This is a genomic window from Micromonospora sp. NPDC047738 (genome assembly GCF_040642675.1).
In the GTDB taxonomy this organism is placed as follows: domain Bacteria; phylum Actinomycetota; class Actinomycetes; order Mycobacteriales; family Micromonosporaceae; genus Micromonospora.
In genome coordinates this window covers 84,021-108,071 of sequence record NZ_JBEYSO010000004.1, presented here as the reverse complement: position 1 = coordinate 108,071, position 24,051 = coordinate 84,021, and the positions used below count along the sequence as shown (strand labels likewise).

General features: G+C 73.9%; 20 protein-coding genes. 8 read left to right on the top strand and 12 right to left on the bottom strand.

Annotated elements, in window-relative coordinates; all coding sequences use genetic code 11:
• Positions 1 to 19 precede the first annotated feature (19 nt).
• Complete coding sequence (locus ABZ783_RS08730) at positions 20 to 685, bottom strand: hypothetical protein (protein WP_357435479.1); 666 nt, start codon at positions 683 to 685, stop codon at positions 20 to 22.
• 207 nt (positions 686 to 892) lie between these two features.
• Between ABZ783_RS08730 and ABZ783_RS08725 the strand changes: the two genes are divergently transcribed.
• The 4 genes from ABZ783_RS08725 to ABZ783_RS08710 all read left to right on the top strand — a co-directional run bounded on the left by ABZ783_RS08725 (position 893) and on the right by ABZ783_RS08710 (position 4,934).
• The gene (locus tag ABZ783_RS08725) at positions 893 to 2,233 is read left to right on the top strand and encodes a nicotinate phosphoribosyltransferase (protein WP_357435478.1); all 1,341 of its coding nucleotides are present in this window, start codon (positions 893 to 895) and stop codon (positions 2,231 to 2,233) included.
• Between the two features lie 30 nt (positions 2,234 to 2,263).
• On the top strand, positions 2,264 to 2,746 hold the full coding sequence (locus ABZ783_RS08720) for an SRPBCC family protein (RefSeq protein WP_357435476.1): 483 nt from the start codon (positions 2,264 to 2,266) through the stop codon (positions 2,744 to 2,746).
• Complete coding sequence (locus ABZ783_RS08715) at positions 2,736 to 3,305, top strand: TetR/AcrR family transcriptional regulator (RefSeq protein WP_357435474.1); 570 nt, start codon at positions 2,736 to 2,738, stop codon at positions 3,303 to 3,305. The genes ABZ783_RS08720 and ABZ783_RS08715 overlap by 11 nt, the downstream gene beginning before the upstream one ends.
• Before the next feature lie 69 nt (positions 3,306 to 3,374).
• Positions 3,375 to 4,934, top strand: a complete 1,560-nt coding sequence (locus ABZ783_RS08710; RefSeq protein ID WP_357435473.1) for an FAD-dependent monooxygenase — start codon at positions 3,375 to 3,377, stop codon at positions 4,932 to 4,934.
• Between the two features lie 20 nt (positions 4,935 to 4,954).
• On the opposite strand, the gene ABZ783_RS08705 is transcribed toward ABZ783_RS08710, so the two are convergent.
• From ABZ783_RS08705 to ABZ783_RS08680, 6 genes are all read right to left on the bottom strand, one after another.
• Positions 4,955 to 7,789: a DUF5682 family protein gene (locus ABZ783_RS08705; protein ID WP_357435472.1), complete on the bottom strand. Its 2,835-nt coding sequence runs from the start codon at positions 7,787 to 7,789 to the stop codon at positions 4,955 to 4,957.
• On the bottom strand, positions 7,786 to 8,898 hold the full coding sequence (locus ABZ783_RS08700) for an AAA family ATPase (RefSeq protein ID WP_357435470.1): 1,113 nt from the start codon (positions 8,896 to 8,898) through the stop codon (positions 7,786 to 7,788). Before ABZ783_RS08700 ends, ABZ783_RS08705 begins: the two co-directional genes overlap by 4 nt.
• Positions 8,899 to 8,911: 13 nt before the next feature.
• Positions 8,912 to 10,252: a VWA domain-containing protein gene (locus tag ABZ783_RS08695; protein ID WP_357435469.1), complete on the bottom strand. Its 1,341-nt coding sequence runs from the start codon at positions 10,250 to 10,252 to the stop codon at positions 8,912 to 8,914.
• Positions 10,249 to 11,655 carry a hypothetical protein gene (locus ABZ783_RS08690; RefSeq protein ID WP_357435468.1) on the bottom strand — a complete coding sequence of 469 codons (1,407 nt, stop codon included), beginning with the start codon at positions 11,653 to 11,655 and terminating at the stop codon, positions 10,249 to 10,251. The genes ABZ783_RS08695 and ABZ783_RS08690 overlap by 4 nt, the downstream gene beginning before the upstream one ends.
• Positions 11,655 to 12,161: a hypothetical protein gene (locus ABZ783_RS08685; RefSeq protein ID WP_357435466.1), complete on the bottom strand. Its 507-nt coding sequence runs from the start codon at positions 12,159 to 12,161 to the stop codon at positions 11,655 to 11,657. Before ABZ783_RS08685 ends, ABZ783_RS08690 begins: the two co-directional genes overlap by 1 nt.
• 124 nt (positions 12,162 to 12,285) lie before the next feature.
• Positions 12,286 to 12,954: a spermidine synthase gene (locus tag ABZ783_RS08680; protein WP_357435464.1), complete on the bottom strand. Its 669-nt coding sequence runs from the start codon at positions 12,952 to 12,954 to the stop codon at positions 12,286 to 12,288.
• A 112-nt stretch (positions 12,955 to 13,066) separates the two neighbouring features.
• Here ABZ783_RS08680 and ABZ783_RS08675 point away from each other — a divergent pair, with 112 nt between their 5' ends.
• The gene (locus ABZ783_RS08675; RefSeq protein WP_357435462.1) at positions 13,067 to 15,535 is read left to right on the top strand and encodes a glycosyl hydrolase family 65 protein; all 2,469 of its coding nucleotides are present in this window, start codon (positions 13,067 to 13,069) and stop codon (positions 15,533 to 15,535) included.
• A 39-nt stretch (positions 15,536 to 15,574) separates the two neighbouring features.
• On the top strand, positions 15,575 to 15,907 hold the full coding sequence (locus tag ABZ783_RS08670) for a nuclear transport factor 2 family protein (protein WP_148798803.1): 333 nt from the start codon (positions 15,575 to 15,577) through the stop codon (positions 15,905 to 15,907).
• Positions 15,908 to 16,010: 103 nt separating this feature from the next.
• On the opposite strand, the gene ABZ783_RS08665 is transcribed toward ABZ783_RS08670, so the two are convergent.
• From ABZ783_RS08665 to ABZ783_RS08650, 4 genes are all read right to left on the bottom strand, one after another.
• Positions 16,011 to 16,757: an N-acetyltransferase gene (locus ABZ783_RS08665; protein WP_357435461.1), complete on the bottom strand. Its 747-nt coding sequence runs from the start codon at positions 16,755 to 16,757 to the stop codon at positions 16,011 to 16,013.
• A gap of 77 nt (positions 16,758 to 16,834) precedes the next feature.
• Positions 16,835 to 17,710 carry a DMT family transporter gene (locus tag ABZ783_RS08660; protein ID WP_357435459.1) on the bottom strand — a complete coding sequence of 292 codons (876 nt, stop codon included), beginning with the start codon at positions 17,708 to 17,710 and terminating at the stop codon, positions 16,835 to 16,837.
• A complete protein-coding gene (locus ABZ783_RS08655) occupies positions 17,704 to 18,519 on the bottom strand; it encodes a phosphatase PAP2 family protein (RefSeq protein WP_357435457.1) in 816 nt (271 codons plus the stop codon). Before ABZ783_RS08655 ends, ABZ783_RS08660 begins: the two co-directional genes overlap by 7 nt.
• Positions 18,520 to 18,675: 156 nt before the next feature.
• On the bottom strand, positions 18,676 to 19,551 hold the full coding sequence (locus tag ABZ783_RS08650) for a hypothetical protein (protein WP_357435455.1): 876 nt from the start codon (positions 19,549 to 19,551) through the stop codon (positions 18,676 to 18,678).
• Positions 19,552 to 19,661: 110 nt separating this feature from the next.
• Here ABZ783_RS08650 and ABZ783_RS08645 point away from each other — a divergent pair, with 110 nt between their 5' ends.
• Together ABZ783_RS08645 and ABZ783_RS08640 are read left to right on the top strand one after the other, a co-directional pair.
• On the top strand, positions 19,662 to 22,292 hold the full coding sequence (locus ABZ783_RS08645; protein WP_357435453.1) for a wax ester/triacylglycerol synthase domain-containing protein: 2,631 nt from the start codon (positions 19,662 to 19,664) through the stop codon (positions 22,290 to 22,292).
• Positions 22,283 to 23,032, top strand: coding sequence for an SDR family NAD(P)-dependent oxidoreductase (locus ABZ783_RS08640; protein WP_357435451.1), 750 nt, complete (start codon positions 22,283 to 22,285; stop codon positions 23,030 to 23,032). The genes ABZ783_RS08645 and ABZ783_RS08640 overlap by 10 nt, the downstream gene beginning before the upstream one ends.
• 20 nt (positions 23,033 to 23,052) lie before the next feature.
• Here ABZ783_RS08640 and hpnH read toward each other — a convergent pair whose 3' ends face one another.
• Positions 23,053 to 24,051: an adenosyl-hopene transferase HpnH gene (gene hpnH, locus ABZ783_RS08635; RefSeq protein WP_357435968.1), complete on the bottom strand. Its 999-nt coding sequence runs from the start codon at positions 24,049 to 24,051 to the stop codon at positions 23,053 to 23,055.

Here is a 24,051-nt window from a genome sequence, read left to right as displayed (position 1 = left end):
CGCCGCCTGCCTCCGCCTGCTACATCGGATCCGGCCGTCCGGTCGTAACACCTTCCGCGCGACGCTGCCGCAACCGTCGACGGGTTACCAGCGCCCCGGCCGCGGCCAAGCCCGCCACCACCACCGCCAGCACGGTGGGCACCCGCATCGACCGGGCCGGCGTCGGGTCGACCGTCGCCGCCTGCGGCTCGACTGGCGGATCAGTGGGCGTCGCGGTCGAGCCGGGCACCAGGTAGGCGTTGCTGGCGATCTGGGCCTCGTTCTCCGGCACCTGCTCGGAGGTGAGGCTGACCCGGTTACGGACCACGGTGCCGGGCGCCGCGCCCGGCCGGACCCGCCCCGTGATCGTGATCCGCGGCGCCGGCGAGCCGCTGGCCAGCCGTACGTCACCAAGGTCGCAGACCACCTCGCGGGCGGTCACCGCGCACCAACCCGGCTGGGCGCGCGCCGTGACCGTCTCCAGATCCGCGGTGGTGGTGAAGGTGATCCGCGCGGCGACGAGCGTCGCCGTACCGGCGATCGTGACGGTGTGGGTGACCTGCTGCCCGGGCAGCGCACCGAACGGGGTCGAGGTCAGCACGGGCGTCGCGTCCACCCGCAGGCTGGGCGTCGGTGTCGGCGTCGGGACGCCACCCATCACGGCAGCCATGATGGCCACCGCGGACGCGGCAACCGCTTCCCCCATCCCCACACTCTAAGCCCGCCGGTGCCCGTCCGCCCGCTGAACCGGACCCACGTCCCGATGGGTTCGTCAACGATGCGGGGGATCCCGCCTGGCCGTCAACGGATCCGTCGGCACCTTCGACGCGGTGCTGGGCTGCCGCAGGATCTCCGTTTCCCGTACGCGCCACCGCCGCGTCTACCACAGTGGTGGCGTGGTCGAGGGGGTGGCATGAGCGGACTGCGGACCGACCTGTACGAGCTGCGGATGGCGGCCAGCTACCTGCGCCGCGGCATGACCGAGCCGGCCACCTTCAGCCTCTTCGTCCGCCGCCTGCCGCACCGGCGCGGTTTCCTGGTCGCGGCCGGCCTGGCCGAGGCGCTGGACTTCCTAAAGAGTTTCACCTTCGACGACGACGAGCTGGGCTACCTGCGCGAGGTGGCCGGGCTCGACCCGGCGACCCTGGCGGCGCTCGCCGGGCTGCGGTTCACCGGCGACGTCTGGGCCGTACCCGAGGGTCGCGTGGTCTTCGCCGACGAGCCGCTGCTGGAGGTGACCGCGCCGATCGCGGAGGCGCAACTGGTGGAGACCGGGGTGCTGAACCTGATCACCTTCCACACCACGGTGGCCACCAAGGCGGCCCGCTGCCGGCTGGCCGCCGGCGACGCCCAGCTGATCGATTTCGCGTTCCGGCGCACGCACGGCATCGAGGCCGGGGCGGGCGTGGCACGGGCGTCGGCCATCGCCGGCTTCACCGCGACCAGCCATGTCGAGGCCGCCCGGCGCTACGGGCTCACCCCGTCCGGGACGATGGCCCACTCCTACGTCGAGGCGTTCCCCGACGAGCGGGCGGCGTTCCGCGCGTTCGCCGCCGACTTCCCGACGAACCCGATCTTCCTCGTGGACACCTACGACACGCCCGCCGGCGTCCGGGCCGCCGTGGACGTCGTCACCGAACTCGGGCTGACCGGCCCGATGGCCGTGCGGCTCGACTCCGGCGACCTGGCGGCGCTGGCCCGGCAGGCCCGCGCGATCCTGGACGAGGCCGGGCTGCGGCAGGCCCGGATCGTGGCCAGCGGCAGCCTGGACGAGGACGTCATCGCGGCGCTCGTCGCCCAGGGCGCCCCGATCGACGGGTACGGCGTTGGCACGAAGATGGGCGTCTCCTACGACGCGCCGTCGCTGGACAGCGCCTACAAACTGGTCGCCTACGGCGACCGGCCGGTGCTCAAGCTGTCGCCCGGCAAGGCCACGCTGCCCGGCCCCAAGCAGGTGTTCCGCGATCCCACCGGCGCCGACGGGGATCTGGTCGGGCTGCGCGACGAGCCGTCCCCGGCGGATCGCGAGCCGCTGCTGGCGCCGGTCATGCGTGATGGCCGGCGCCTCGAGAATGCCGACCCCGCCGCCGAGGTGCGAGCCGCCCGCCGCCGGTTCGACGCCGACCTCGCCTGGCTGCCGGCGGGGGCCCGGCGGTTGGCCGATCCCACGCCGCTCGCCGTCGCGGTCAGCCCGGCGCTGACCGCGCTGCGGGAGCGGGTCACCGCGCAGCTGGGCCGAGGTGGCAGCTATTGACGCTCGCCGCCGCTGTGTACCATCTGGTACATGAACTACGCGGAGACGATCACCACGGCGGCGGCTCCCGAGCACGCCTGGGCCGCGCTGGCGAACGTGACGAGCTATCCCCGGTGGACGGCGTCCATGTCGGCGGTGGAGCCGCTCGACGGCCCCGCCCTGGCGGTGGGCAACCGGTTCCGCATCCGGCAGCCCGGCCTGCCACCGACGGTGTGGCGGGTCGACGAGCTACGGCCGGGCGCCTCGTTCGCCTGGGATTCACACGTCCCCGGGGTGCACACCGTCGCCTACCACCGGGTGGAGACCGAGCCGGACGGGATGAGCCGGATCGACATCGGCATCCGGCAGACCGGCGCCCTCGCCTGGCTGGTCGCGTTGCTGACCGCGGCGCGGACGCGGCGGTACCTGCGGATGGAGGCGGCCGGGCTCCGAGCCGCCGCCGAGGCCGCAGCCACGGCGGCGCCGTCCGCCGGTGCGACGGACGACGGCGCGGCGTCCACCGGTGGCCGGTGACGCCCGCGAGGCGCTGCTCGACCGGTGCGTCAACTTCCTGAAGGAGGGCGGGTTCAGCCAGCTCAGCCTCCGCGAGATCGCCGCCGGTACGGGCACCAGCCACCGCATGCTGATCTACCACTTCGGCAGCCGGGAGGGCCTGCTCACGGAGGTCGTCCGGCGGGTCGAGGCCGAGCAGCGGGTCGCGCTCGCCACCCTCGCCACGGAGACCGATGATCCGGTCGAGGTGAGCCGCCGCTTCTGGCGGCGCCTCGCCGACCCGACGCTGGCCCCGGCGGAACGGCTGTTCTTCGAGATCTACGCGCACGCGCTGTACGGCCGATCCTGGACCGAGCCGTTCCGGGCCTCGGTCATCGCCGCCTGGGCGGCCCCCGTCGAGGAGCTGTTCGTCCAGCTCGGATACGACCGCGCGGAGGCCCGCCGCCGGGCCCGGCTGAGCCTCGCCGCGACCCGCGGCCTGCTGCTGGACCTGCTGATCACCGGTGACCGGGACGTTCTGGACGCCGCCGCCGACCTGTTCGCGCAGCTCGTTACCGCCCCGGCGCCGTCAGCGGCGTGAACTGCTGGAGGCGCCTCGATATCGTCATGCCCAGAGGGGCGGTCCCGCGATCCGAGCCAGGGGGTGCCGATGGACTCCGTCGAGGTGCTGGTGGTCGGGGCGGGCCCCACCGGGCTCGCCATGGCCGGGCAGCTGGCCATGTTCGGCGTGCGGGTACGCGTCGTCGACCGGGCGCTCGACCGGGTGCACGAGTCCCGGGCACTGGGCATCCAGCCCCGCACCCTGGAGGTCCTCGCCGGGCTCGGCGTGACCGACGAGCTGGTCTCTCTGGGCAACCGGGCGGTGCGCCTGTGCCTGCACGTACCCGGTCGGCAGCGGATGGTGCCGCTGTTCGACCTCGGTCTGCACGACACCGCGTACCCCTATCTGTTGTTCCTGTCGCAGGCCGAGACCGAGCGGATCCTGGGCGAACACCTGACGGCGGCGGGGATCGCCGTCGAGCGAGGGGTCGAGCTGGTCGGGCTGGACCGTACCGGGGACGACGCCGTGGCGACGCTGCGGCACCGGGACGGCCCTGCCGAACAGGTGTCCGCCCGGTACGTGGTGGGCTGCGACGGCGCGCACAGCACCGTCCGTCACCTGGCCGGGATCGGGTTCGAGGGCGCCGCGTACCCGCAGACGTTCGTCCTGGCCGACCTCGAGGCCGACGGCGTGGCCGCCGGCCCGGCGCACGCCTTCCTCGCCGAGCGGGGGCTGTTCCTCCTCTTTCCGCTCGGCCACCCGGCCACCTGGCGGCTGCTGGCCATCCGCCCACCCGGCGACCGGACACCGCCGGACGCCCCGGTCACCCTCGCCGAGGTGCAGGCCCTCGCCGACACCTACACCGGCGGGGCGGTACGGCTGCGCGACCCGGTCTGGATGACCAACTTCCGGCTGCACCACCGCGCCGCCACCCGCTACCGATCCGGGCCGTTCTTCCTGGCCGGCGACGCCGCGCACATCCACAGCCCGGCCGGAGGCCAGGGCATGAACACCGGCATCCAGGACGCGGTCAACCTTGGATGGAAGCTCGCCCACGCGCTGCAGAGCAGCCCGGACCCGGCGCTGCTGGACAGCTACGAGGCGGAGCGGGCGCCGGTCGGCCGGCTGGTGCTGCGCCTCACCGACCGGGCGTTCACCGCCGTCACCGCCACCAGCCCGCTGGCCCGCTTCGCCCGGACCCGGATCGCGCCCGCCGTGCTGCCTGCCGTGCTCGCCGCCCGGGGCGTGCGCGCCACCGCCTTCCGCACGGTGGCGGAGCTGAACATCCGCTACCGGCGCAGCCCGCTGTCCGTGCAGGGCCCGGGCGCACCGCGCCGGGGTCCGCGAGCCGGGGACCGGCTGCCCGACGCCCCGGTCGACGGCACCACGCTGCACCGGCTCACCGCCCCGCCCGGCTGGCACCTGCTGCTGGGCGGTCCGCCAGCGGCCTGGCCGGAGGAGGTCGTCGCGCCGCTGCGCCGGGCCGGTCAGGTCACCGTGCACCGGCTGACGAGCGCCGCCGACGACCGGGTGGCGCTGCGCCGGCTCGGCCTCGCCCCGGGCGTGGCCGGCCTGCTGCTGGTACGCCCCGACGGGCACCTCGGCTACCGCTCCGGCGGGGGTGACCTGACCGGGCTGGCGGCGTACCTGCGCCGCTGGCTCCGCTGACCGCCGCCGACGGTCCCGGCTCAGCCCGTGCCGGCCCCCAGCAGGCCGGCCACCGCTGCGGTCGACTCCGGGTGCTGGCTGAGCAGCGCCGCCACCTCGGTGTGCGCGGGCGCGTCGGGCCGCCGCCACTCGCCGGGGCAGCCGAGCAGCCCGGCGACCGCGTCGACGGCCTCGGGATGGTCTGCCAGCAAGCTGACCACCGGCCCCGCCGCCGCGACGGGCAGCGCCGCCGCCGAGACGGGGGCGGCTGCCGCCCAGGGTGGCACCCAGGCGTCCAGCGCGGCCAGGTTGTCGGGGAAGGTACGGCCCGCCTCGCGGATCAGCAACGGCACCAGCTCCGGCCCGTGCTCGCGCAGGGTGGTGATGAGGGAGGGCAGCCAGGGCAGCAGGATCGGGTCGGGCAGCTGGCCGAACGCCGCGGACATCAGCTCCACCACGAACGGCGCCAGCCCGGGCACCGGCTCCAGGGCCTGCACGAAGCCGGAAAGGTACTGCGGGAAGGTCGGCACCACCAGCGGGTTGGCCAGCAGGTCGGCGCAGCGAGCCCGCAGCTCGGCGAGGGGCAGCAGGCCCAACTGGTGGCGGGCCGCCCAGAGTAGCGCGGCCTTGGCGGGCGCCTCCGGGTGAGCCTGCGCGACGGCGAGTTCGAGCTGCGTGCGGTCGCAGCCGAGGGACAGCGCCAGGCTCTCCATGCTGAACAGGAAACCGAGCATGGCGCCGACCTGTCGGACGCCGGTCTGCTCGTCGACGACGGCGGTCGGCAGCAAGGTGCAGTAGTGCGCGTAGCCGGTGGTCACGAAGGCCGCGCACCAGGCCGGCAGGGCTGCAGCGCCGGCCCGGTGGTGGGCCAGCAGCCGGCGGATCCGGCGCAGCACCTCCGGCGCGTCGTCGACGGTGCGCTCGGCGGCGAGCAGCTCCACCGCCCGGGCGCCGAGCTCGTCGACCAGACGCGGGCTGTCGAGCAGCCGGATGGCCTCCTCGACGGCCGCCAGGGCGCCGGCCGCGGTGGCCTCCGAGCCCCGGACCGCCCGGCGCAGCCGCTGCTCCAGCACCTGCTCCACGGTGACGCCCTCGTAGCCCAGCTCGATCAACGCCCGCTGGTTGCGGCCGAGTGCGAGGTCCCAGCTCTCCTGGATGGATCGGTGTCCCAGCCGCCGTTCGCCCATGATGGGCCGGACCGCGTCGGGCGGGAGCAGGTAGCGCAGCATCCACAGCAGATCCGAGCACGGCGCCAGGTGCGGGTCGGCCCGCAGGTCCAGCAGGGCGCGCTGGACCGTACGCTTCTCCGGGTCCAGGCCAAGCGGTCGGAGCCGGTCGAGGACGTCGCGGGCCAGCGGCGGGAGGGCTTCGTAGCCCACCTGACCGACCCGGTCCCCGCCGAGGAGGATCTGGCAGAGCCGGCGCACGTCGCGCCGGCCGGGCACGACGTCCTTCTCGATGCAGGTGACCGCCGCGTCGGCGAAGTCGTACGGGGTGGGGCGGGCCCGGTTGCGCAGCCCGGCGAGGAGGATCGCGGTCTCGAAGACGGCGATGGCGTCGGCTGTGCTCGCCAGGTAGCCGTTGCGGCGGGCGAGCCGGACGATGTCGACGCACCAGCCGCGCAGCTCCGCCTCGTCGAGACCACCCGGCTCGGGTGGTGCCGCGAGGAACCCGGAGAGCCGGTCGGTGACCCCGGTGTCGGGGGCCGTGCCGGCAGCCGCCCGGCGGCGGCCCTTGGCGCTGGTGCGGCCGCCGTGCTGCCCGTCCAGCCGGTAGCCAGTGAGGCCGGCACGGGTCAGCGCCTTGCTCCACGTCGCCGCGGCGATGGAGACCGAGCCTGGGGCGAGGCCGAACTGCGCCTCGATGGCCGAGTGGCTGGACGGGATCAGCCCGTAGTGCCAGCGGGTGCCGGTGCGCGGGCTGATCTCGTACGTGGGCGCGCCGGCGGCGAGGCCGAACTGCTCGACGTGGCTGGCGGCGTGGAAGGCGCCGCAGACGTAGAGGCAGTCGGTGGGGTCGACGCCGGAGGCGGCGAGGTGTTCGCGCATCCGCGTCCACATGTAGCGTTCGCGGTCCTCGTCGCGGTCCAGGCGCGCGGAGCGGGCCGGGCGCAGCCGGCGGAACAGGCTGCCGATGAGCACCATCACCTGGCGGTAGGTGTCGTGATCGGCGTCGGCGAGCGGCTGCTCGACGTACTGGTCCCACCACTCCGACCAGTGCCGCACCTTGCCGTGGTGCAGCAGGTGCGCCTCCAGCTCGGCGAAGCCGGGGCGCAGGTCGCCGATCTCCACGCCGACCGCGTCGCCGTGCAGGGCGCCCTCGTCGCCGGGTCGCCCGCCGTCCTCGCCCGCGTCGCCGTCCCCGCCGCCTGGGCGGGTCGGCTCCGGTCGGTCGCGGGGCAGCCACTGGAAGACGTGGTCGGTGGAGCGGTCGACCAGCACCAGCTCCACGCCCGGCGTCTCCAGCGCGTACGCGATGGCCTGGTATTCGGCGGAGGCCTCGGTGATCGGCGCGACCACGCTGAGCGGGCCCCACTCGGCCGGGTGGCCGTCCAGCTCGGCGGCGAACGCCTGCACGGCCACCGGGAGGCGGCAGTTGCGCAGCTCGCCCAGGAGCGGTTGCAGATCCTCGCAGAGCTCCAGGTAGATCACCCGGGGCTGCTTCGCGCGCAGCCGGCGCAGCATCGCCAGCGCCGAGGCCGGCGAGTGGTGGCACACCGGGAAGATCTCCAGCGGCACGGCGAGGGCGCGGTCGACGTCGTCGACCATGCCGGCGAGGATGCCGGCGAGCGCGTCGGGGGAGTCGGCGAAGGCAACGGCGGCGTCGGTGAGCTGCTGGCGCAGGGCACCGAACGGGCCGGCGACGGCGGCGGTCATGAGAGGGCGGCGATGGCCTGGCGTCCGCCGTCGAGGAAGCCCTCCCAGCCGCCGCCGTCCTGCTTGGCCCGGGGTTCCACCACCCCGTGCAGGTACTTGTTGAGGATCGCGAGGTCCTCCGGGCTGCGCCGGGCCAGCGACCCCATCAGCGAGCCGGCCAACGTCTCGGCGCGCAGCATCCGGTCGCCGAAGAACTGGCTGTGCAGGATGGCGTCCTCCAGGACACCGATCTGCTCGGCGGTGGACAGCGCCGATTCGAGCTTCTCGTCGTCGCTGGTCGCCGCCGCGGCGGCGGTGCGCAGGTCGGCGAAGCTCTGCAGCAGGATGTCCAGCAGGGTGGGCGGGACCTCGAGTTCGATGCGGTGCCGGCGCAGCAGCTCCTCGGTGCGGAACCGGACGATCTCGGCCTCGCTGCGCTTGTTGGTCACCACCGGGATCCGGACGAAGTTGAATCGCCGTTTGAGCGCGGAGGAGAGGTCGTTGACGCCCCGGTCGCGGCTGTTCGCGGTGGCGATGACGGAGAAGCCGGGCTTGGCGAAGACGATGTTGTCGTCGTTCAGCTCGGGGATCGAGACGTACTTCTCCGACAGGATGGAGATGAGCGCGTCCTGCACGTCGCTGGTGGAGCGGGTCAGCTCCTCGAAGCGGCCGATCACGCCCTGCTCCATCGCGGTCATGATCGGCGACGGGATCATCGACTCGCGGGACTGCCCGCGGGCGATGACCATGGACACGTTCCACGAGTACTTGATGTGGTCCTCGGTGGTGCCGGCGGTGCCCTGCACGACGAGAGTGGAGTTGCGGCAGATCGCGGCGGCGAGCAGCTCGGCCAGCCAGCTCTTGCCGGTGCCCGGGTCACCGATCAGCAGCAGACCCCGGTCGGAGGCGAGCGTCACGATGCTGCGTTCGACGAAGGTGCGGTCGCCGAACCACTTCTGCGGGATCTCCCGGTCCAGGCCGTCGGCCCGTTCGGAACCGAGGACGAACAGCCGGACCATGCGCGGGCTGAGCCGCCAGGAGAACGGCTTCGGGTCGTTGTCGACCGACTCCAGGTAGTCGAGTTCGTCGGCGTACTTAACCTCGGCGGGGGCACGCAGCATCTCGGACATGAAGGGTGGACTCCTAGGTGAGGAAGCTCTTGAGCTCGAAGACGAGTTTGCGGATGTGACCGGAGATCACCGGGGTGCCCAGGTCCTTGAACCGTTGCCGGAACCAGGGGTTGACGCTCTGCTGGCCGGAGCTGTTGACCGAGCCGACCGGGATGAACCGCACGCCGGAGCGGTGCACGGCCTCGATGCCGTCGAACAACGGCTGCGAGCGGTCGAACTCGTAGAAGTCCGAGATCCAGACCAGCACCGTGTTGCGCGGTTCGGTGATCTTGGGACGGGCCATCGCCATGGCGACCGGTCCGTCGTTGCCGCCGCCCAGGTTGGTGCGCAGCAGCACCTCGAACGGGTCGTGCACCCACGGCGTTAGGTCCAACGCCCGGGTGTCGTACGCGATCAGGTGCACGTCCACCTTGGGCAGGCCGGCGAAGATCGACGCCAGGATGGTGCAGTTGACCATCGAGTCGACCATCGACCCGGACTGGTCCACCACCACGATCAGCCGCGCCGGAGTGGTCCGTCGGGCGGTCTGCCGGTAGTAGAGCCGGTCCACGTAGAGCCGCTGGTCCTCCGGGCTCCAGTTGGTCAGGTTCTGCCAGATGGTGCGGTCGAGGTCGAGGTTGCGGAACACCCGCTTCGGCGGCACCGACCGGTCGATGGTCCCGACGCTGGTCTGCTCCACCTGCGTACGCAGCACCTCGGCGACCTCGTCGACGAAACGGCGGATCAGCGCCTTGGCGTTGGCCAGGGCCACCCCGGACAGGTTGGCCTTGTCCCGCAGCAACTGCTCGATCAGCGACATGCTCGGCGTGAGCCGGCTGGCCAGCGCCGGGTCGGCGAGCACCTCGCGCAGGTGCATCCGGCGCACCAGGTCGCCTTCCAGCGCGGCGAGCGTGCCGCCGAGCCCGGTGCCGCCCTGCCGGCGCAGTTCGCCCGCCTCGGCGCCGAGCGCCTGCTCGAACCAGCCGGCGTCGGACTGCCACCGGGCCAACTGGCCGGCGCTGACCGGTCCGGCGCCGGTCGCGAACACGTTGAGCAGCACCTTCGACACCAGTGCTGCGCGGCGTACCTCGGCCGGCCCCGGCCGCCCGGTGGTGTCGTCGGACGTCGCCGCGTCCTCGGCAGTGGTCAGCAGGCCACGCAACTCGGCGGCGAGGGCTGGGAAACGCTGCACCACGGTGTCGACCGAGACCGCCGGGTCGAGCAGCGAGGCCGGCAGGCCCAGCTCCTCGACGACGGCCATGCTCGCCGATTCGAGGGTGGGCTGCTCGGTGGGGTCGAAGAGTCGGGCCAGCAGCCGCCAGTAGAGCACCTGCCGCCGGTTCTCGTCAGCGCGGTCGTGGATCTGCTCGGTCATCGGCGCAGCAACCGTCCCGCGCGTTCGCGCAGCACCGCCACGGCGTCGCCCGCCTTCGCCTCGGCCTTCGCGACCTTCGCGTCGCTGACGCCGCACGCCCAGTCCCCGGTGTGCACGTCGACCACCTTGCGCTTGACGTCGGCCCGCACCGCCAACGGTTGCAGCAGCCAGCGGCCGTCGTCCCAACGCAGCAGGCCGAGGCAGGCCGACGACGCGGCGACCAGTTCCGGGGTGAGCGGGCCGCAGGAGGGCAGCCGGTCGACCGCCACGGCGAGCGGGCGACCGTCCAGCTCCACCGCGAGGCCGCCGTCGTGGTCGCGGACGGCGTACCCCTCGAGCAGGACGGGTTCGGCGATCGCGGCCGGGTGCCGGTCCAGCGGCGCGATGGCCGCCGCCTGGGCACCGGGCAGCAGGACCCGCGCTGCGGCGAACGGATCGACCGGCTCGTCGAGCTGCGCCCGGTCGTCGTGCCAGTGCAGGTCCGCACCTCGCGCCGGCAGGTCGGTGACCGTCACGCCGCGCCGCTGCGCCAGCGCGGTCAGCAAGGTGGGATGGGTCTGCAGCAGGCGCCACAACGCCGGACCGACGATGGTGTCCACCTTCGCGGCGCCCACCGCGGTGCGTACCAGCCGGGGCGGCCCGCCGGCGGCCGGCTCGAAGAGCCCGTGCACCTGGATCTGCATCGCGGTGTCGTGTTCGTGCACGTCCACCCCGAGCGGCAGCAGCCGCCCGGCGACCCGGTCGACGACGTCGGCCGTGGGGTCGACGGCGGCGGCGTCCTGGGCGAGCAGCACTCCACGGGCCCACAGGTCGGCCCAGCGGCGTGCCGGCAGCTGCGGCATCGTGGCGACCGGCACACAGGCCCGCAGCTCGGCGGCGAGGCCGTCGAGCAGCACGGCGAGCCGGCGTGACTCCGGTGCGGCCAGGGCGGCCTCGACCGGCGTCCCGGCCGCGGCCACAAGCTCGTGGTCGACGCCGCGCCACCCGGTCACGGCCACCTCGTGCAACCAGGCCCGCACGGAGGCCAGCACGGGCGAGGGCCCGGCGGGTGGGGCCGGCGCCGCCGACCACGGGTCGCGGCCGCGGCCCAGCGCGGCGTCGAGCTGCCCGAGCAGCGCGTCGTGCGCGGCGCCGAGCAGCGCCGACCGGGCACCGGCGAGCGCGGCGAGATGCTCCGTCGTCACCGAGCCGGCGCAGATCTTGTCGATCGCCTCGGCGACCAGATCGGCCAGCGGGGTGGCCGCCAGCGCGCCGGCCAGGCCGGCGAGCGCCGTCGCGTCCGCCTCGCCGACCCGGGCCAGCCCGCGGGTCAGGGCGGCGTCGACGCCCGCCACCAGGTCGAGGGCGTAGGTCAGCGCGGCCGGGTGCCCGTCGGTCAGGGCGGTGAGCTGCGTGCCGAGCATCAGCGACCTGCCCCGGTGGCGGGGAACCAGTGCAGCTCGGGCAGCGGCGTGCTGCTGCCCGGCGCCTCCAGGTAGGACAGGTGGCGCAGGAACCGGCTGAACACCACCGCCGCCGGGGTCGGCTCGTGCCGCGCGTCCAGGCGGCTCAGCAGCTCCGCGCCGGTGGTCACCCCGTCGCCGGCGTCGGCCCGCAGGTAGCGGGCGACCCGGTCGAGGCCGTACTGCAGGACCGCCTCGTCGGCCAGGGCCGCCAGGTGCTTGCACGGGGTGCCGCGCAGGCCGCCGCAGGGCCGGTTGTTGTTAGTGCTGCAGTGGTAGGCGTGGGTGCCGGAGGTGAGCGACGAGACGTACACCCGCTCGATGTCCGACCCGCTGGACACCACGCCCTGCAGCCGTCCGTCGGCCAACTCCACGAAAGGCACCTTGGCCAGCTTCCGGGGCCGGGCGGGCGGCACCACCCGCACGCTGCTTCGCCGCGCCCATCCGGCGTCGTCCACGTCCGCCACCCTTCCGACCTCCCCGCCCGCCGCGACCCGGCGTCGCCCATGACGATGTCGACGCCGGAACGAGCCAGCGTCGCCGTGACGACAAGGATCATGGGCTACGGGTACGACAGGATCCGCGGGGCGGTCAGCGGCGGTCCGGGCCGGTACGGCGGGCCAGGTAGACCACGTCCGGTTCGCCGCGCGGCACCTCGACCAGGTGCGTGGTGACCGGACCGATCACCTCCGCCAGCCGGTCGGCGTACGCCGGTGCGGCCGAGGCGCTCCAGACGGCCAGTACGCCGTCGGCGGCGAGCCGGTCGCGCAGCAGTGCCGTGCCGTCCGCGTCGTACAGGGTGGCGTTGCCGGGGAACACGGTCCAGTCCGGGCCGTTGTCGATGTCGAGGCAGATGGCGTCGAAGGCCTCGTCGTTGCTCCGCAGCCAGGCCAGCATGTCCCGGTTCACGATCCGCACCCGGGGGTCGTGCAGGGCGTGCCCGCTGTGGGCGGCCAGCCGGTCGCGGTGCCACCCGATGAGCGTCTCCTCGATCTCCAGGACCACGATCTCCGCCGGCACGGCCGAGGCGGCCGCCTCGGCCAGCGAGAACCCCACCCCGAGCCCGCCGATCAGCACCCGCGCCCCCGGCCGTACCAGCTCGAGTGCCTTCCGGACGAGCAGCCGCTCCGACGCGCCGGCCCGGGTGTCCATCAGGAACACCCCGTTGCTGACGATCTCGAAGTGCCCGCCGCACTGCCGCAGGACGAGCTCGCCCCGCTCGGTCACCACCCGATCAACCACCGCAACCGCTTGATTCACCCGGCCAACCTATGCCGGCGCAATGTGCCTCTGCGCCCGATTTACCGGCGTCCGGGAGTTTGCCGCGCGGGAAACGGGGAAACGGCACCGCGCCGTGGAAGGGGAGTGCGGGGTGCCGGCGAACGTGGACCCTGGGTGTGAGCTGTGCAGCCGGCCTCCGCCGGCCGGCTGGGTGTTGGCGTACCAGGACGGTGCGGCACCGGCCGAGGAAGGCACCCGGGAGACGATGCTGACCCTCGGCAACGGCTACCTGGCCACCCGCGGGGCGGCCCCGGAGGCCTCCGCCGACGGCGTCCACTATCCCGGCACCTACCTCGCCGGTTTCCACAACCGGCTGTACGGGGCCGATCGGCCGGACAGCGACGAGGGCATCGTGAACCTGCCGAACTGGCTCCCGTTGACGTTCCGTCCCGCCGGCGGGGACTGGTTCGCGCCAGGGCAGGGGCGGCGGGAGCACGTGCACCAGATGCTGGATCTGCGGCGCGGGGTGTACCTGCGGGAGTTGCTGGTGGTCGACCGGGACGAGCGGCGTACCCGGGTCCGGCAGCGACGGCTGGTGTCGCTGGCGAGTCCCCACCTGGCGGCGCTGGAGACGAGCATCGTCGCGGAGAACTGGTCCGGCCGGTTGGAGATCAGGTCGGGCCTCGACGGTGGGGTGGTCAACGCGAACGCGCCGGCGGAGGCGGGTAGCTGCGGTCGGCATCTCACGGACGTGGCAACCGGCGGGGACGACGCCGAGACCGTCTGGCTGACGGCGGTGACGACCACGTCCCGACACCAGGTGGCCGTGGCGGCGCGTACCAGGGTCAGCGGCGCCGGCGTCGCCCACCTCAGGCTGGCGGCGGCCCACGGACCGAACGACGTGAGCCAGGTGATCGGCGTCGACGTGACTCCCGGAGACCGGGTGGTCGTGGAGAAGACCGTGACGATCTTCTCCAACCGCGACCGGGTGGTCTCGGAGCCGTTGACGGCCGCCCGCCGGGAACTGCGGCACGCGGGGACCTTCGACATGGTGCTGGCCGACCACGACACGGCGTGGACCCAGCTGTGGGAGCGGTTCCGGCTGGATGTCGGAGAGGAGCATGCCTGGCAGGTGCCGATCCGGGTGCAGACGTTCCATCTGCTGCAGACGCTGTCACCGCACGTGATCGACCTGGACGCCGGGGTGCCCGCCCGGGGACTGCACGGCGAGGGCTACCACGGGCACATCTTCTGGGATGAGCTGTTCGTCTACCCGTACCTGAATCTGCGGATGCCGGAGCTGACCCGGGCGCTGCTGGCCTATCGGTACCGGCGGTTGCCGGCGGCCCGGCGGCAGGCGGCCGCGGCGGGCATGGCCGGCGCGCTGTTTCCCTGGCAGAGCGGCGACAGCGGTCGGGACGACAGTCCGTCCCGGTCGCGTTCGCCGGTGACCGGGGAGTGGGTGGCGGACCACAGCGGCCGGCAGCAGCATGTCAACCTGGCCGTGGCCTACTGCGTGTGGCGGTACTGGGAGACGACGGGCGACCTGCCGTTCCTCGCCCACTCCGGGCTGGAGATGCTGGTCGAGACGGCACGGTTCTGGGCCGGCCTGGCCACCTACGACCCGGCCGACGACCGGTACGACATCCGCGGGGTGATGGGTCCGGACGAGTTCCACGACGGCTACCCGGGTCGGCCGGGGCAGGGGCTGGACAACTCCGCGTACGTCAACGTGATGGTCGCCTGGGTGCTCGGCCGCGCCGAGGAGGCCTGCGCGATCCTCAGCCGGCATCCGGGGGTGGCGCCGTGGCGGAAGGTCGCCCCGGCGGACGACGAGCGGCGCCGGTGGGCGCACATCCGGGGCCGGCTACGGCTGGCCTTCCTCGACGATGGCATCCTCGCCCAGTTCGAGGGCTACGGCGACCTGGCGGAGCTGGACTGGGACCGGTACCGGCGGCGGTACGGCGACCTGCGGCAGCTGGGTTCGCTGCTGCAGGCCGAGGGCGACGACGCGAACCGCTACAAGATCTCCAAGCAGGCCGACGTGCTGATGCTGCTGTACCTGTTCAGCGCCGAGGAGCTCACCGGGCTGGTGCGCGGCCTGGGGTACGAGTTCGCCCCGACCCGGATCCCCGCCGTCGTCGACTACTACCTGTCCCGCACCACCCACGGTTCCACGCTCAGCCGGGTCGCCCACGCGTGGGTGCTGGCCCGGACGGACCGTCGCCGCTCGTATGAGATGTTGACCACCGCCCTCGGTACCGACCTCACCGATCCGCAGCACAGCTCGACCCGCAACGGCATCCACCTCGGCGCCGCCGCCGGCACGCTGGACATCCTGCAACGGTGCTACACCGGCCTGGAGGTCCGCGGCGACGTCCTGCGGCTCAACCCGCTGCTGCCCGACGGGCTCGACGAACTCGACTGCGTGATCAGGTACCGCAACCAGTTGATCTTCCTGCACGTGGACCACGAGGGGCTGCGGATCTCCGCCGCCCCGGGGGCGGGCCAGCCCGTTCCGGTGGCCGTACGGGGGGAGTCCTTCCCGCTGCCGCCCGGGACGACCGTGGAGGTCGCGCTGCACGACGCCGCGACGCCTACCAACGCGCGTTCGTGGTAGTCAGCCACGACCAACGGGTCACGACCTGAGGAGAGCAGCATGACCGTCACGGTTCCCGAGGTGATCGTCCGCTACTACCAGCTGAGCGCCGAACCCGACATCGACGCCTTCGTCTCCTGCTTCACCGACGACGCAATCGTGGCCGACGAGGACCGGACCTACCAGGGCCCGGCGGCGATCCGGGCCTGGCGCGAGCGGACCGCGGCCGAGTTCGACTACAAGGCGATTCCCGAGGCGGTCGAGGAGGAGGCCGGTGGCAACGTGGTGGTCAGGACCCTGGTCTCGGGGACGTTCCCGGGCAGCCCGGTCCGGCTGCGGCACCGCTTCACGCTGCGGGACGGTCTGATCGGCGCCCTGGACATCCGGCCGTGAGCAGCGCCGGTCAGTGGTCGGCGAGGGGCAGAATGGTGCGGCTCTTTCCCGGGCGGGGGTAGGCCTCAGCCGCCGCGGCCAGCCGGCCGGCGGCCGCGCCGGCTCACTGGAGCCGGTGCCGGACCCAGACGTTGGGCTCGACGTAGACGGCGTGGTCGTGCGTCACGTCGCAGTGCACCGGCACGAGCGCGCCCGGCACGTGCACCGGGCCGCTGGTGTCGAACGGCAGGCCCGTCCAGGAGCGCCAGTCGGCGAGCGTCCCGCTGATCATCATGGACCGGGTGGCGACCCGCTCGATGCGCCCGCCGGCCCGGACGTGCACCCGCAGCCACGGGTCGACCGGCAGGCCGTCGGCGCGGACCTGCGCCGCGTAGTCGGTCATCGGCAGGTCGGGGTGGGTGTGCTTACCGCTGGGGCGGACCGGGGCGACCAGCGTGTCGTAGCCGAGCTTCGCGACGGCCTCCCGCATGGCGGTGAGCATCAGCGCGGACAGGCCGCGTCCGCGCTGGTCCGGCCGGATGCAGATCTCCAGGGCCGAGACGATGTTCGGGGTGGCCCCGGTGAGGCGGGTGATGGTGGCCCGCTGGATGACCCGGTCCCAGCCGCCGTCGGGCAGCTCCGCCTCCGTCCAGCGCAGCGGCACGGCGTACGCCCGGGCGACAGCGCGCCCCGGCTCGGCGGAGTCGACGGCGGCGAAGACGAACTCCGGGTAGAGGTCGTGGGCGACGCTGTAGTACACGGAAGCCATCGGGTCCCAGAGCATGAACTGGGGCCACGCCCCGTCGAAGTCCTCGTCCAGCAGCGGGGCGAGGTCGGGCCGTTCGGCGAGGCTCACGATGTCGAGGGTCACGGCGGAAACCTAGAGCGCCGGGCCGCGCCCGGGCACCTCAATTTCGCGCCCCGGCTCGGCCCGCCGCCGGCCGTCGGCTACTCCTTGTCCACGTGGGGGGCCCGCCGGGCGAGCAGGAACACGGCGCCGGCCAGCACGGCCAGGGCCAGGATCTCCCCGATCAGGTCCCCCGGTCCCGCCTGGATCCGCTCGTCCAGCCAGAGCAGGCCGACGGCGAGCGACACCAGTGGGTCGGCCACGATGATCGTGGCCAGGGCCGGCGCGCCCAGCGGACCGGCCTGGTAGGCGTTCTGGCTCAGCAGCACGCCGAACGGACCCAGGATCATGAGCCCGTACGTCTGCCAGTGCCCGAACACGCTCAGCGGGCTGCCGTTGTAGTGGAATGCGAGGCTGCTGATCAGGCCTGCGGTGACGCCGTAGCAGACGCCGGCGGCCAGGGCCAGCGGCAGCGGGCGCCACTTGCGGCCCAGCCCGACGGCGGCCACCAGGCACAACGCGACCGCCCCGACCACCGCGACGCCCAGCAGCAGGGCCGACGAGAGCGTTCCCAGCCCCTTGCCCTGTCCGGCGGTCGGCCGGGCGATCAGCAGGAACGCCGAGAGCGCGACCAGGCAGAGCACCGCTTCCAGCATGATCCTGAGGTCCGGGCGCCTGCGCTCGGTGAGCGAGTGCAGCAGGATGTACCAGACCAGCCCGGTGATCAGCAGCGGCTGCACCAGGATCAGCGGCATCAGGCTGAGTGCGCCGACCTGCAGGCCGAAGGCACCGGCGGCGAGCACCACCGACCAGCGCCATTCGGGTTGGCGGATCAGGTGCAGCAGCAGGGTGGGCCGCCCGGCCGGACTCTCGGGAGCGCGGTGCGAGGCGCGGAACTGCAGCACCGAGGACGCCCCGAACGCCGCGGCGGCGCCGAGGGCGAGTGGGGTTCCGGCCAGCACGTCGGCGGTCAGCATGGGCGTTCCGGCCCGATCATGCGGACCTGCGCCCAACGGTGGTGCGAGCCCGGCGGCCCTTCCCGGTACGCGTGCGAGTAGACCTGGTGGTCGCTGGGGGGTGGCCGGTCGAGTCGGCGGGGCAGGCGGAGGGTCCGCCACGGCACCCGCAGCAGGAACCGGATGATCAGCAGCCCGAGCAGGTAGCCGCCGATGCTGTCGGTGAGCCAGTGGTAGCCGAGGTAGGTGGTGCCGATGGCCACCAGCACACCGGGCAGCCACTGCAGCACGCGCCGGACCGGCACCGCCAGGTACGGCGCGAGCAGCATGGCCAGCACCCCGTAGTAGACGATGCCGTTGCTCACGTGCCCGGACGGGTAGAACTCCTCCCATCCCTGGCTGAACAACCCCACCGAACCGTGGTGCGGGGCGCCACGCGAGGTCCACTTCTTCAGGCCCACGATCAGGATGGTGCTCACGATCGGGGCCAGGCCGGCCGGGATGATCGGCCGGATCGTCCGGTGCCGCCAGGCGAGCCAGAACGACACCGCCACGGTCAGGGTGGTCAGCGGACCGCCCTGGCCCAGGTAGTCGAAGGCCAGCATCAGCTTGGCGACCGGTGGTGGCCGGTGCTGGTCGCACCAGTCCCGTATGGCGATGTCGACGTCGAGCAGCGGCGACCACCACACCAGCGCGGCGGTGAGCGCGGCGAGCGCGGCGACCAGCAGGCCGTCGAGCCACCAGCCGGCCGGTACCGGAGCCAGGGCGGGTTCACCGAGCGGGCGAGGCGGACGAACGTCGGGCTTCCGGGCGGACCTTCCCGCTGTCATCCGCCTCCTCCCTCGTCTGGTCGAACCGGCACTGGTGCTGCCGAGAGCCTGAAAGTACCTTAGATGGGGAGAAATCCGCCGGTAAGCTGCTATTCATCCCGAGGGGCGGCGGCTGGTGGCGCGCTCCGCCTTTCGTCGCTGGAGGCGTACGACATGTCAACGACCGCGACCCGGTGCCCGGCGCCCACGGTCCGCCGGTCTGTGGGTCCCCACCCGGTGCGGCTGGGCGTGCCGGGCGAGCGCGACCGCGCCGCTCACGGCGAGCAGGAAGCCCAGCACCGCCACCGGCTCGGCGCCGGGCCGCACCCGGTCGCCGAGCACCAGCCAGCCGGCCACCGCCGGGGCCACGGTCTGGCCGAGGATGGTGGAGGCGGAAGCGACCGTGACAGAGCCGCGCTGCAGGGCGGTGGCGTAGAGCAGCACGCCGGTCATCCCGGCCAGCACCAGCGTGTAGCTGACCGGGCTGGCCAGCACCATGCCCGGACTGCTGGCCCGGCCGAGCAACCGGGCGCCGACCGCCGCGGCGCCGAAGGAGAGCCCGGCCAGCACGCCGGGCAGGGCCGGGCCCCGCATCCGGGGGCTGCCCAGGTAGGCGCCGACGGCCAGCGCGAGCACCGCGCCGAGCAGCCACCAGCCGTCGTTCGGCGAGGCCTCGGCCGGCGGGCTGGTGCCGGCCGAGAAAACCAGCAGCAGCAGGCCGGCGACCACACCACCGATGGCCACCCAGTCCCGGAGGGCCAGCCGGACGCGCAGCACCAGCATGGCGATCAGCGCCACCAGGCTGAGGTTGGCCGCCCCGACCGCCTGCACCGCGAACAGCGGCACGGTACGCAGCGCGGTGAAGGTGAACCCGGAGGACGCGCCGTCCAGGGCCAGGCCGGCCGCGTACGGCCCGGTGCGCACCAGCCGCCACAGCAGCCTCGGGTCGAGGTGTGCCATGGCCGCCACCCGGCGCGCTCCGATCGACTGCAGGATCGCCGCGGTGGCGCTGCACAGTGCGGCGAGGAGCGCCAGCAGAAAACCGAAGGCCATGGAGAAGTCCCGAGATCGTCGGCGCCGGATCGGCCGGTCGATGCCCGCCTGGCATACCCACCAGCGCGCGGGTCTCGCACCCGGTGCCGCCCGAATCCGGCGGGCCTCCGGTGATCGCGCCCGACAACGGGCCGGGTCACCCGATCCGGCCGCCCGCCGAGTCGATCGCGCGGCGCGTGCTGATCGTCTCCGCCGACATCGGCGGCGGGCACGACGCCACCGGCCGGGCGCTCGAGGAACGCGTCCACGCGCTCTGGCCGGGCAGCCGGGTGGGCTGGGTGGACACCCTCGACGCGATGGGTCCGGGGGTCGGCCCGACCTTTCGTCGCACCTACCTCACCAATGTCGGGGCGACGCCCTGGTTGTACGAGTTCTTCTGGTCCTCGCTGTGGCGGCACCGGTGGTTCGCCGACGCCTCGAAGTGGTTCACCGGCTCCTGGGCCGGGCGGCGGCTCGCCCCGGTCATCGAGGCGTTCGACCCGGACGTGATCCTCTCCACCTACCCGCTGGGCAGTGCCGGGCTGGCCTGGCTACGCCAGCACCGCGGTCTCGGCGTACCGGTCGGGGCCTGGGTGTCCGATTTCGCCCCGCACCCGTTCTGGGTGTATTCCCAGCTGGATCTGGGGATGGTGGTGCACCCGGCGGCGCTGCCGGTGGCGGCGGTCGCCGCCCCGGGCGCGGCGCTCGGGGTCTGCGCGCCCCCGGTGCTCGAGCGGTTCCGGCCGGGTGACCGGGCCGAGGCCGCCCGGCGCTGCGGTCTCGACCCGGACCGGAAGGCGGTGGTGGTCGCCTGCGGCTCCTACAGCCTGGGCTCGGTCGAGGAGGCGATCGCCCCGCTGGTCGGCATCGGCGACGCGGTGCAGGTCGTCGCGGTCTGCGGACGCAACCAGCAGTTGGCCGACCGGCTGGCGCGCCTGGCCACCCCCGACGGGCGGCTGCTGGTGCGCGCCTGGGTCGACGACATGCCCACGCTGCTGCGGGCCGCGCACGTGCTGGTCACCAACGCCGGCGGAGCGACCGCACTCGAGGCGTGGGCCACCGGCACGCCGGTGGTGATGTACCGGCCGATCGCCGCGCATGGCGCGGCCAATGCGGCGTTGATGACCGCCGCGGGGCTGGCCGAGACGGTCCGCGAACCGGCCGCGCTGGTCGCGCTCGTCCGCTCCCGGCTGGTCGGGCCGCACCCACCTCACCCGGTGCAGGCGTCGGCCCACCCGCACCTGCCGGATCTCGGGCTGCCGGCCGTCGCCGGTGCGCGCTCTCCGGTCGAGGCACCGTCACCGGACGGGGCGCGCCCGACCGACCCGGCCCGCTGGGGGTCTCCCGCCGGGCCGGCCGGCGAACAGCCGGCCAGCTGGCCGCTACGCCCGCAGGACGCGTTCTTCCGGTACGTGCAGTCGGCCACGGTGGCGCAACAGATCGGTGTGGTGCTGGAGCTCGGGCCCCGACCCGACGGCACCGCCCTCACCCGCGAGGATCTGGCCGCGCTGCTGGCGCGGCGGCTACCCGCGATCACCACCCTGCGTCGCCGGCTGGTCAGCCGGGGGCAGGCGCGCCGGCCCGGCTGGGTGGTTGACCGGTACGTCGACCCCGCCGCCCACCTGACCGAGGTGCGGCTCGCGCCGGGCGACGACGGCAGCGCCGCGGTGGACCGGTTCTGGTCCCAGCCGCTGGCCCTGGACCGGCCACCGTGGCAGATTCTGCTGCTCGGCGGGCTCCCCGACGGGCGTACCCGGGTCGCGGTCAAACTGCACCACTGCCTCGGCGACGGTCTGTCGGCGATCGGCGTCCTGCAACGGCTGCTCGACCCGGCCACCACTCGGCCGGCGAAGCCGGCAGGGCAGGCGCCCGCCCGGCCAGGGCGGGACACCGTGGGGCTGGGCGGCCGGGTCCGGGACGCCGCCCGCCAGGTCGCGCTCACCGCACGCGGGCTGGCCCGCCTGGCCGCCCAGGGGCCGGCGCCGGCCACCGTGCTCAATCGTCCGCTCGGCTCACCGCGCCGGGTCCTGGTCACCGCCACGCTGCCCGCCGCCGAGGTGTTCCGCGCGGCCCGTGCCTGCGGGGCGCACGCCAGCGAACTCATGCTGGCGTTGACCGCCGGGGCGCTGGGTCGGGTCCATCCCGCGCCGGCACCGCCCCGATTGCGGGCCATGTTCGCGGTCTCCCGCGACCCCCGGCGGCGGGCGCCGACGCAGGGAAACTGGACCGGTGCGGTCAACCTCGACCTCCCGGTGCGGCGCATCCCGCCCCGGTTCCGGGTCGCCCTGGTCCGGCAGTCGCTGCGGACCGCGCTGCGGAGCGGGGAACCCGAAGCGGCCGGCCTGGTCATGCGGGCGATGGGCAACCTGCCCGCGCCGGTGCACGCCGCCCTGGCGCGACGGTTCTACAGCAGCCGGCACCTCAACGTGATCGTCTCCTACGTCCCGGCGCCGTTGCGTCCGCAGGCGCTGGCCGGCGCGCCGCTCAGGACGGCCACCCCGGTGGTCGCGCTCGCCGCGGGGGTGCCCGTCGGGGTCGGCGTGCTGCGCTGCGGCGACACCTTCGAGGTCGGTGCGCTGCTGGACGGGTCGCTGGCCGACGTCGGCCCCGCCTTCGTCGCCGCCCTGCACGCCGAACTGGCCCACCTGCTCGCCGAGGCCGACCGCGCGCCGGTCGCCGACGACCGGCCGGCCGAGGCGCCCGCGGCGTCCGGCCCGCCCCGGCGGGGTTCGGCGCCGCCGGAGCTGCCGCGGTGCGGCTGACCGGCGCGGTGGTGCTGGTCACCGGTGCCTCGTCGGGCATCGGCGCCGCCCTCGTCCGGCGGCTGGCCGGGGCCGGAAGTCAGGTCGTCGCCGCCGGCCGGGACGCCGACCGGCTGGCCCGGCTCGCCGCTGAGACCGGCGCCACCACACTGCTGGCCGACCTGACCCGGCCCGGCGCCGGCCGGGAGTTGGCCGAGCGGGCGCTGGCCCACCACGCCCGGGTGGACGTGCTGGTCAACAACGCCGGCACCGGCTGGGCCGGCCCGTTCGCCGGGATGGCCGACGCGCGCGCCGAGGAGCTGCTCGCGGTGAACCTGCGCGCCCCGATCGAGCTGACCCGGGCGCTGCTGCCCGGCATGTGCCACCACGGCGGCCATCTGGTCTTCGTCGGCTCGATCGCTGGGCGGCTCGGGGTGGGCGGGGAAGCCGTCTACGCGGCCAGCAAGGCCGGGCTGGACGCCTTCGCCGAGAGCCTGCGCCTGGAGCTGGCCGGGCGCGGCGTGACCGTCAGCACGATCGTGCCCGGGGTGGTGGACACCCCGTTCTTCGTCCGTCGGGGCCAGCCGTACCACCGTCGCCGTCCCCGCCCGCTGCCACCGGAGCGGGTGGCCGACGCGTTGGCCGCCGCGATCGTCCGGAACCGGGCCGAGGTGTACGTCCCGGGCTGGTTGCGCCTGCCGGTGGCGGTACGCGGGCTGCTGCCCGCGGTGTACCGCCGGCTGGCCAGCCGGTTCGGGTGAACCGGGGCCGGCGCCGGGCCTCAGCGGCCGCGTACCGCGCGCAGCGACTGCCGCAGCGAGGACATCGTGGCCAGCACGGCGGTCGGTTCGTGGCCGCAGTGCGCCATGCAGTTCGCGCAGCGGTCGTCGCGTCCCCGGCCGTAGCTGTCCCAGTCGGTGGAGTCGAGCAGCTCGCGGTAGCTGGCGGCGTACCCGTCGGCCATCAGGTAACAGGGTCGCTGCCAGCCGAGCAGCGAGTACGACGGGATGGCCCACGCGGTGCAGGGGAAGTCCACCCGGCCTTCGAGGAAGTCCAGGAACAGCGGCGAGTGGTTGAGCCGCCAGCGGGCCCGCCGGCCCCCGGCGAAGGCCTTGCGGAACAGCTCCCTGGTCTCCGTGACGCCCAGGAAGTGGTCCTGGTCCGGCGCCTTCTCGTAGGCGTACGCGGGCGAGAGCATCATCTCGTCCACCCGCAGGTCGTCGTTGAGGTAGTCGAGCACCTCGATCACGGTCTGCGGGGTGTCGGTGTTGAAGAACGTGGTGTTGGTGGTGACCCGGAAGCCGCGCTGCTGGGCGTCCCGCACGGCCGCCACGGCGGCGTCGAAGACCCCGTCCTTGCACACCGACGCGTCGTGCCGCTCGCGCAGCCCGTCGATGTGCACGGTGAAGGCGAAGTACGGCGACGGCCGGAACTTGTCGATCTTCTTGGGCAGCAGGACCGCGTTGGTGCAGAGGAAGACGTACTTCTTCCGGCGCACCAGTTCGGCGACCAGGGTGTCGATCTCGGGGTGCATCAGGGGCTCGCCGCCGGCGATGGAGATCATCGGTGCGCCGCACTCCTCCACGGCGGCCAGTGCCTGGTCCACCGGCATCCGGCGCTTCAGCAGGTGCGCCGGCTGTTGGATCTTGCCGCACCCGGCGCACTTGAGATTGCAGGCGAACAACGGCTCCAGTTCCAGCAACAGCGGGAACCGCTGCCGTCGGCGCAGTTTCTGTTCGACCAGGTACCTGGCGATCCGCAGGCTCTGGCGCATCGGCAT

Excerpts from the sequence above, each read along its gene's own strand:
- ABZ783_RS08655 (WP_357435457.1), bottom strand. The coding sequence starts at position 18,519 with ATGACAGCGGGAAGGTCCGCCCGGAAGCCCGACGTTCGTCCGCCTCGC.
- ABZ783_RS08710 (WP_357435473.1), top strand. The coding sequence starts at position 3,375 with ATGGACTCCGTCGAGGTGCTGGTGGTCGGGGCGGGCCCCACCGGGCTC.
- ABZ783_RS08725 (WP_357435478.1), top strand. The coding sequence starts at position 893 with ATGAGCGGACTGCGGACCGACCTGTACGAGCTGCGGATGGCGGCCAGC.
- ABZ783_RS08660 (WP_357435459.1), bottom strand. The coding sequence starts at position 17,710 with ATGCTGACCGCCGACGTGCTGGCCGGAACCCCACTCGCCCTCGGCGCC.
- ABZ783_RS08705 (WP_357435472.1), bottom strand. The coding sequence starts at position 7,789 with ATGACCGCCGCCGTCGCCGGCCCGTTCGGTGCCCTGCGCCAGCAGCTC.
- ABZ783_RS08670 (WP_148798803.1), top strand. The coding sequence starts at position 15,575 with ATGACCGTCACGGTTCCCGAGGTGATCGTCCGCTACTACCAGCTGAGC.
- ABZ783_RS08695 (WP_357435469.1), bottom strand. The coding sequence starts at position 10,252 with ATGACCGAGCAGATCCACGACCGCGCTGACGAGAACCGGCGGCAGGTG.
- ABZ783_RS08650 (WP_357435455.1), bottom strand. The coding sequence starts at position 19,551 with ATGGCCTTCGGTTTTCTGCTGGCGCTCCTCGCCGCACTGTGCAGCGCC.
- hpnH (WP_357435968.1), bottom strand. The coding sequence starts at position 24,051 with ATGCCGATGCGCCAGAGCCTGCGGATCGCCAGGTACCTGGTCGAACAG.
- ABZ783_RS08730 (WP_357435479.1), bottom strand. The coding sequence starts at position 685 with ATGGGGGAAGCGGTTGCCGCGTCCGCGGTGGCCATCATGGCTGCCGTG.
- ABZ783_RS08690 (WP_357435468.1), bottom strand. The coding sequence starts at position 11,655 with ATGCTCGGCACGCAGCTCACCGCCCTGACCGACGGGCACCCGGCCGCG.
- ABZ783_RS08700 (WP_357435470.1), bottom strand. The coding sequence starts at position 8,898 with ATGTCCGAGATGCTGCGTGCCCCCGCCGAGGTTAAGTACGCCGACGAA.
- ABZ783_RS08720 (WP_357435476.1), top strand. The coding sequence starts at position 2,264 with ATGAACTACGCGGAGACGATCACCACGGCGGCGGCTCCCGAGCACGCC.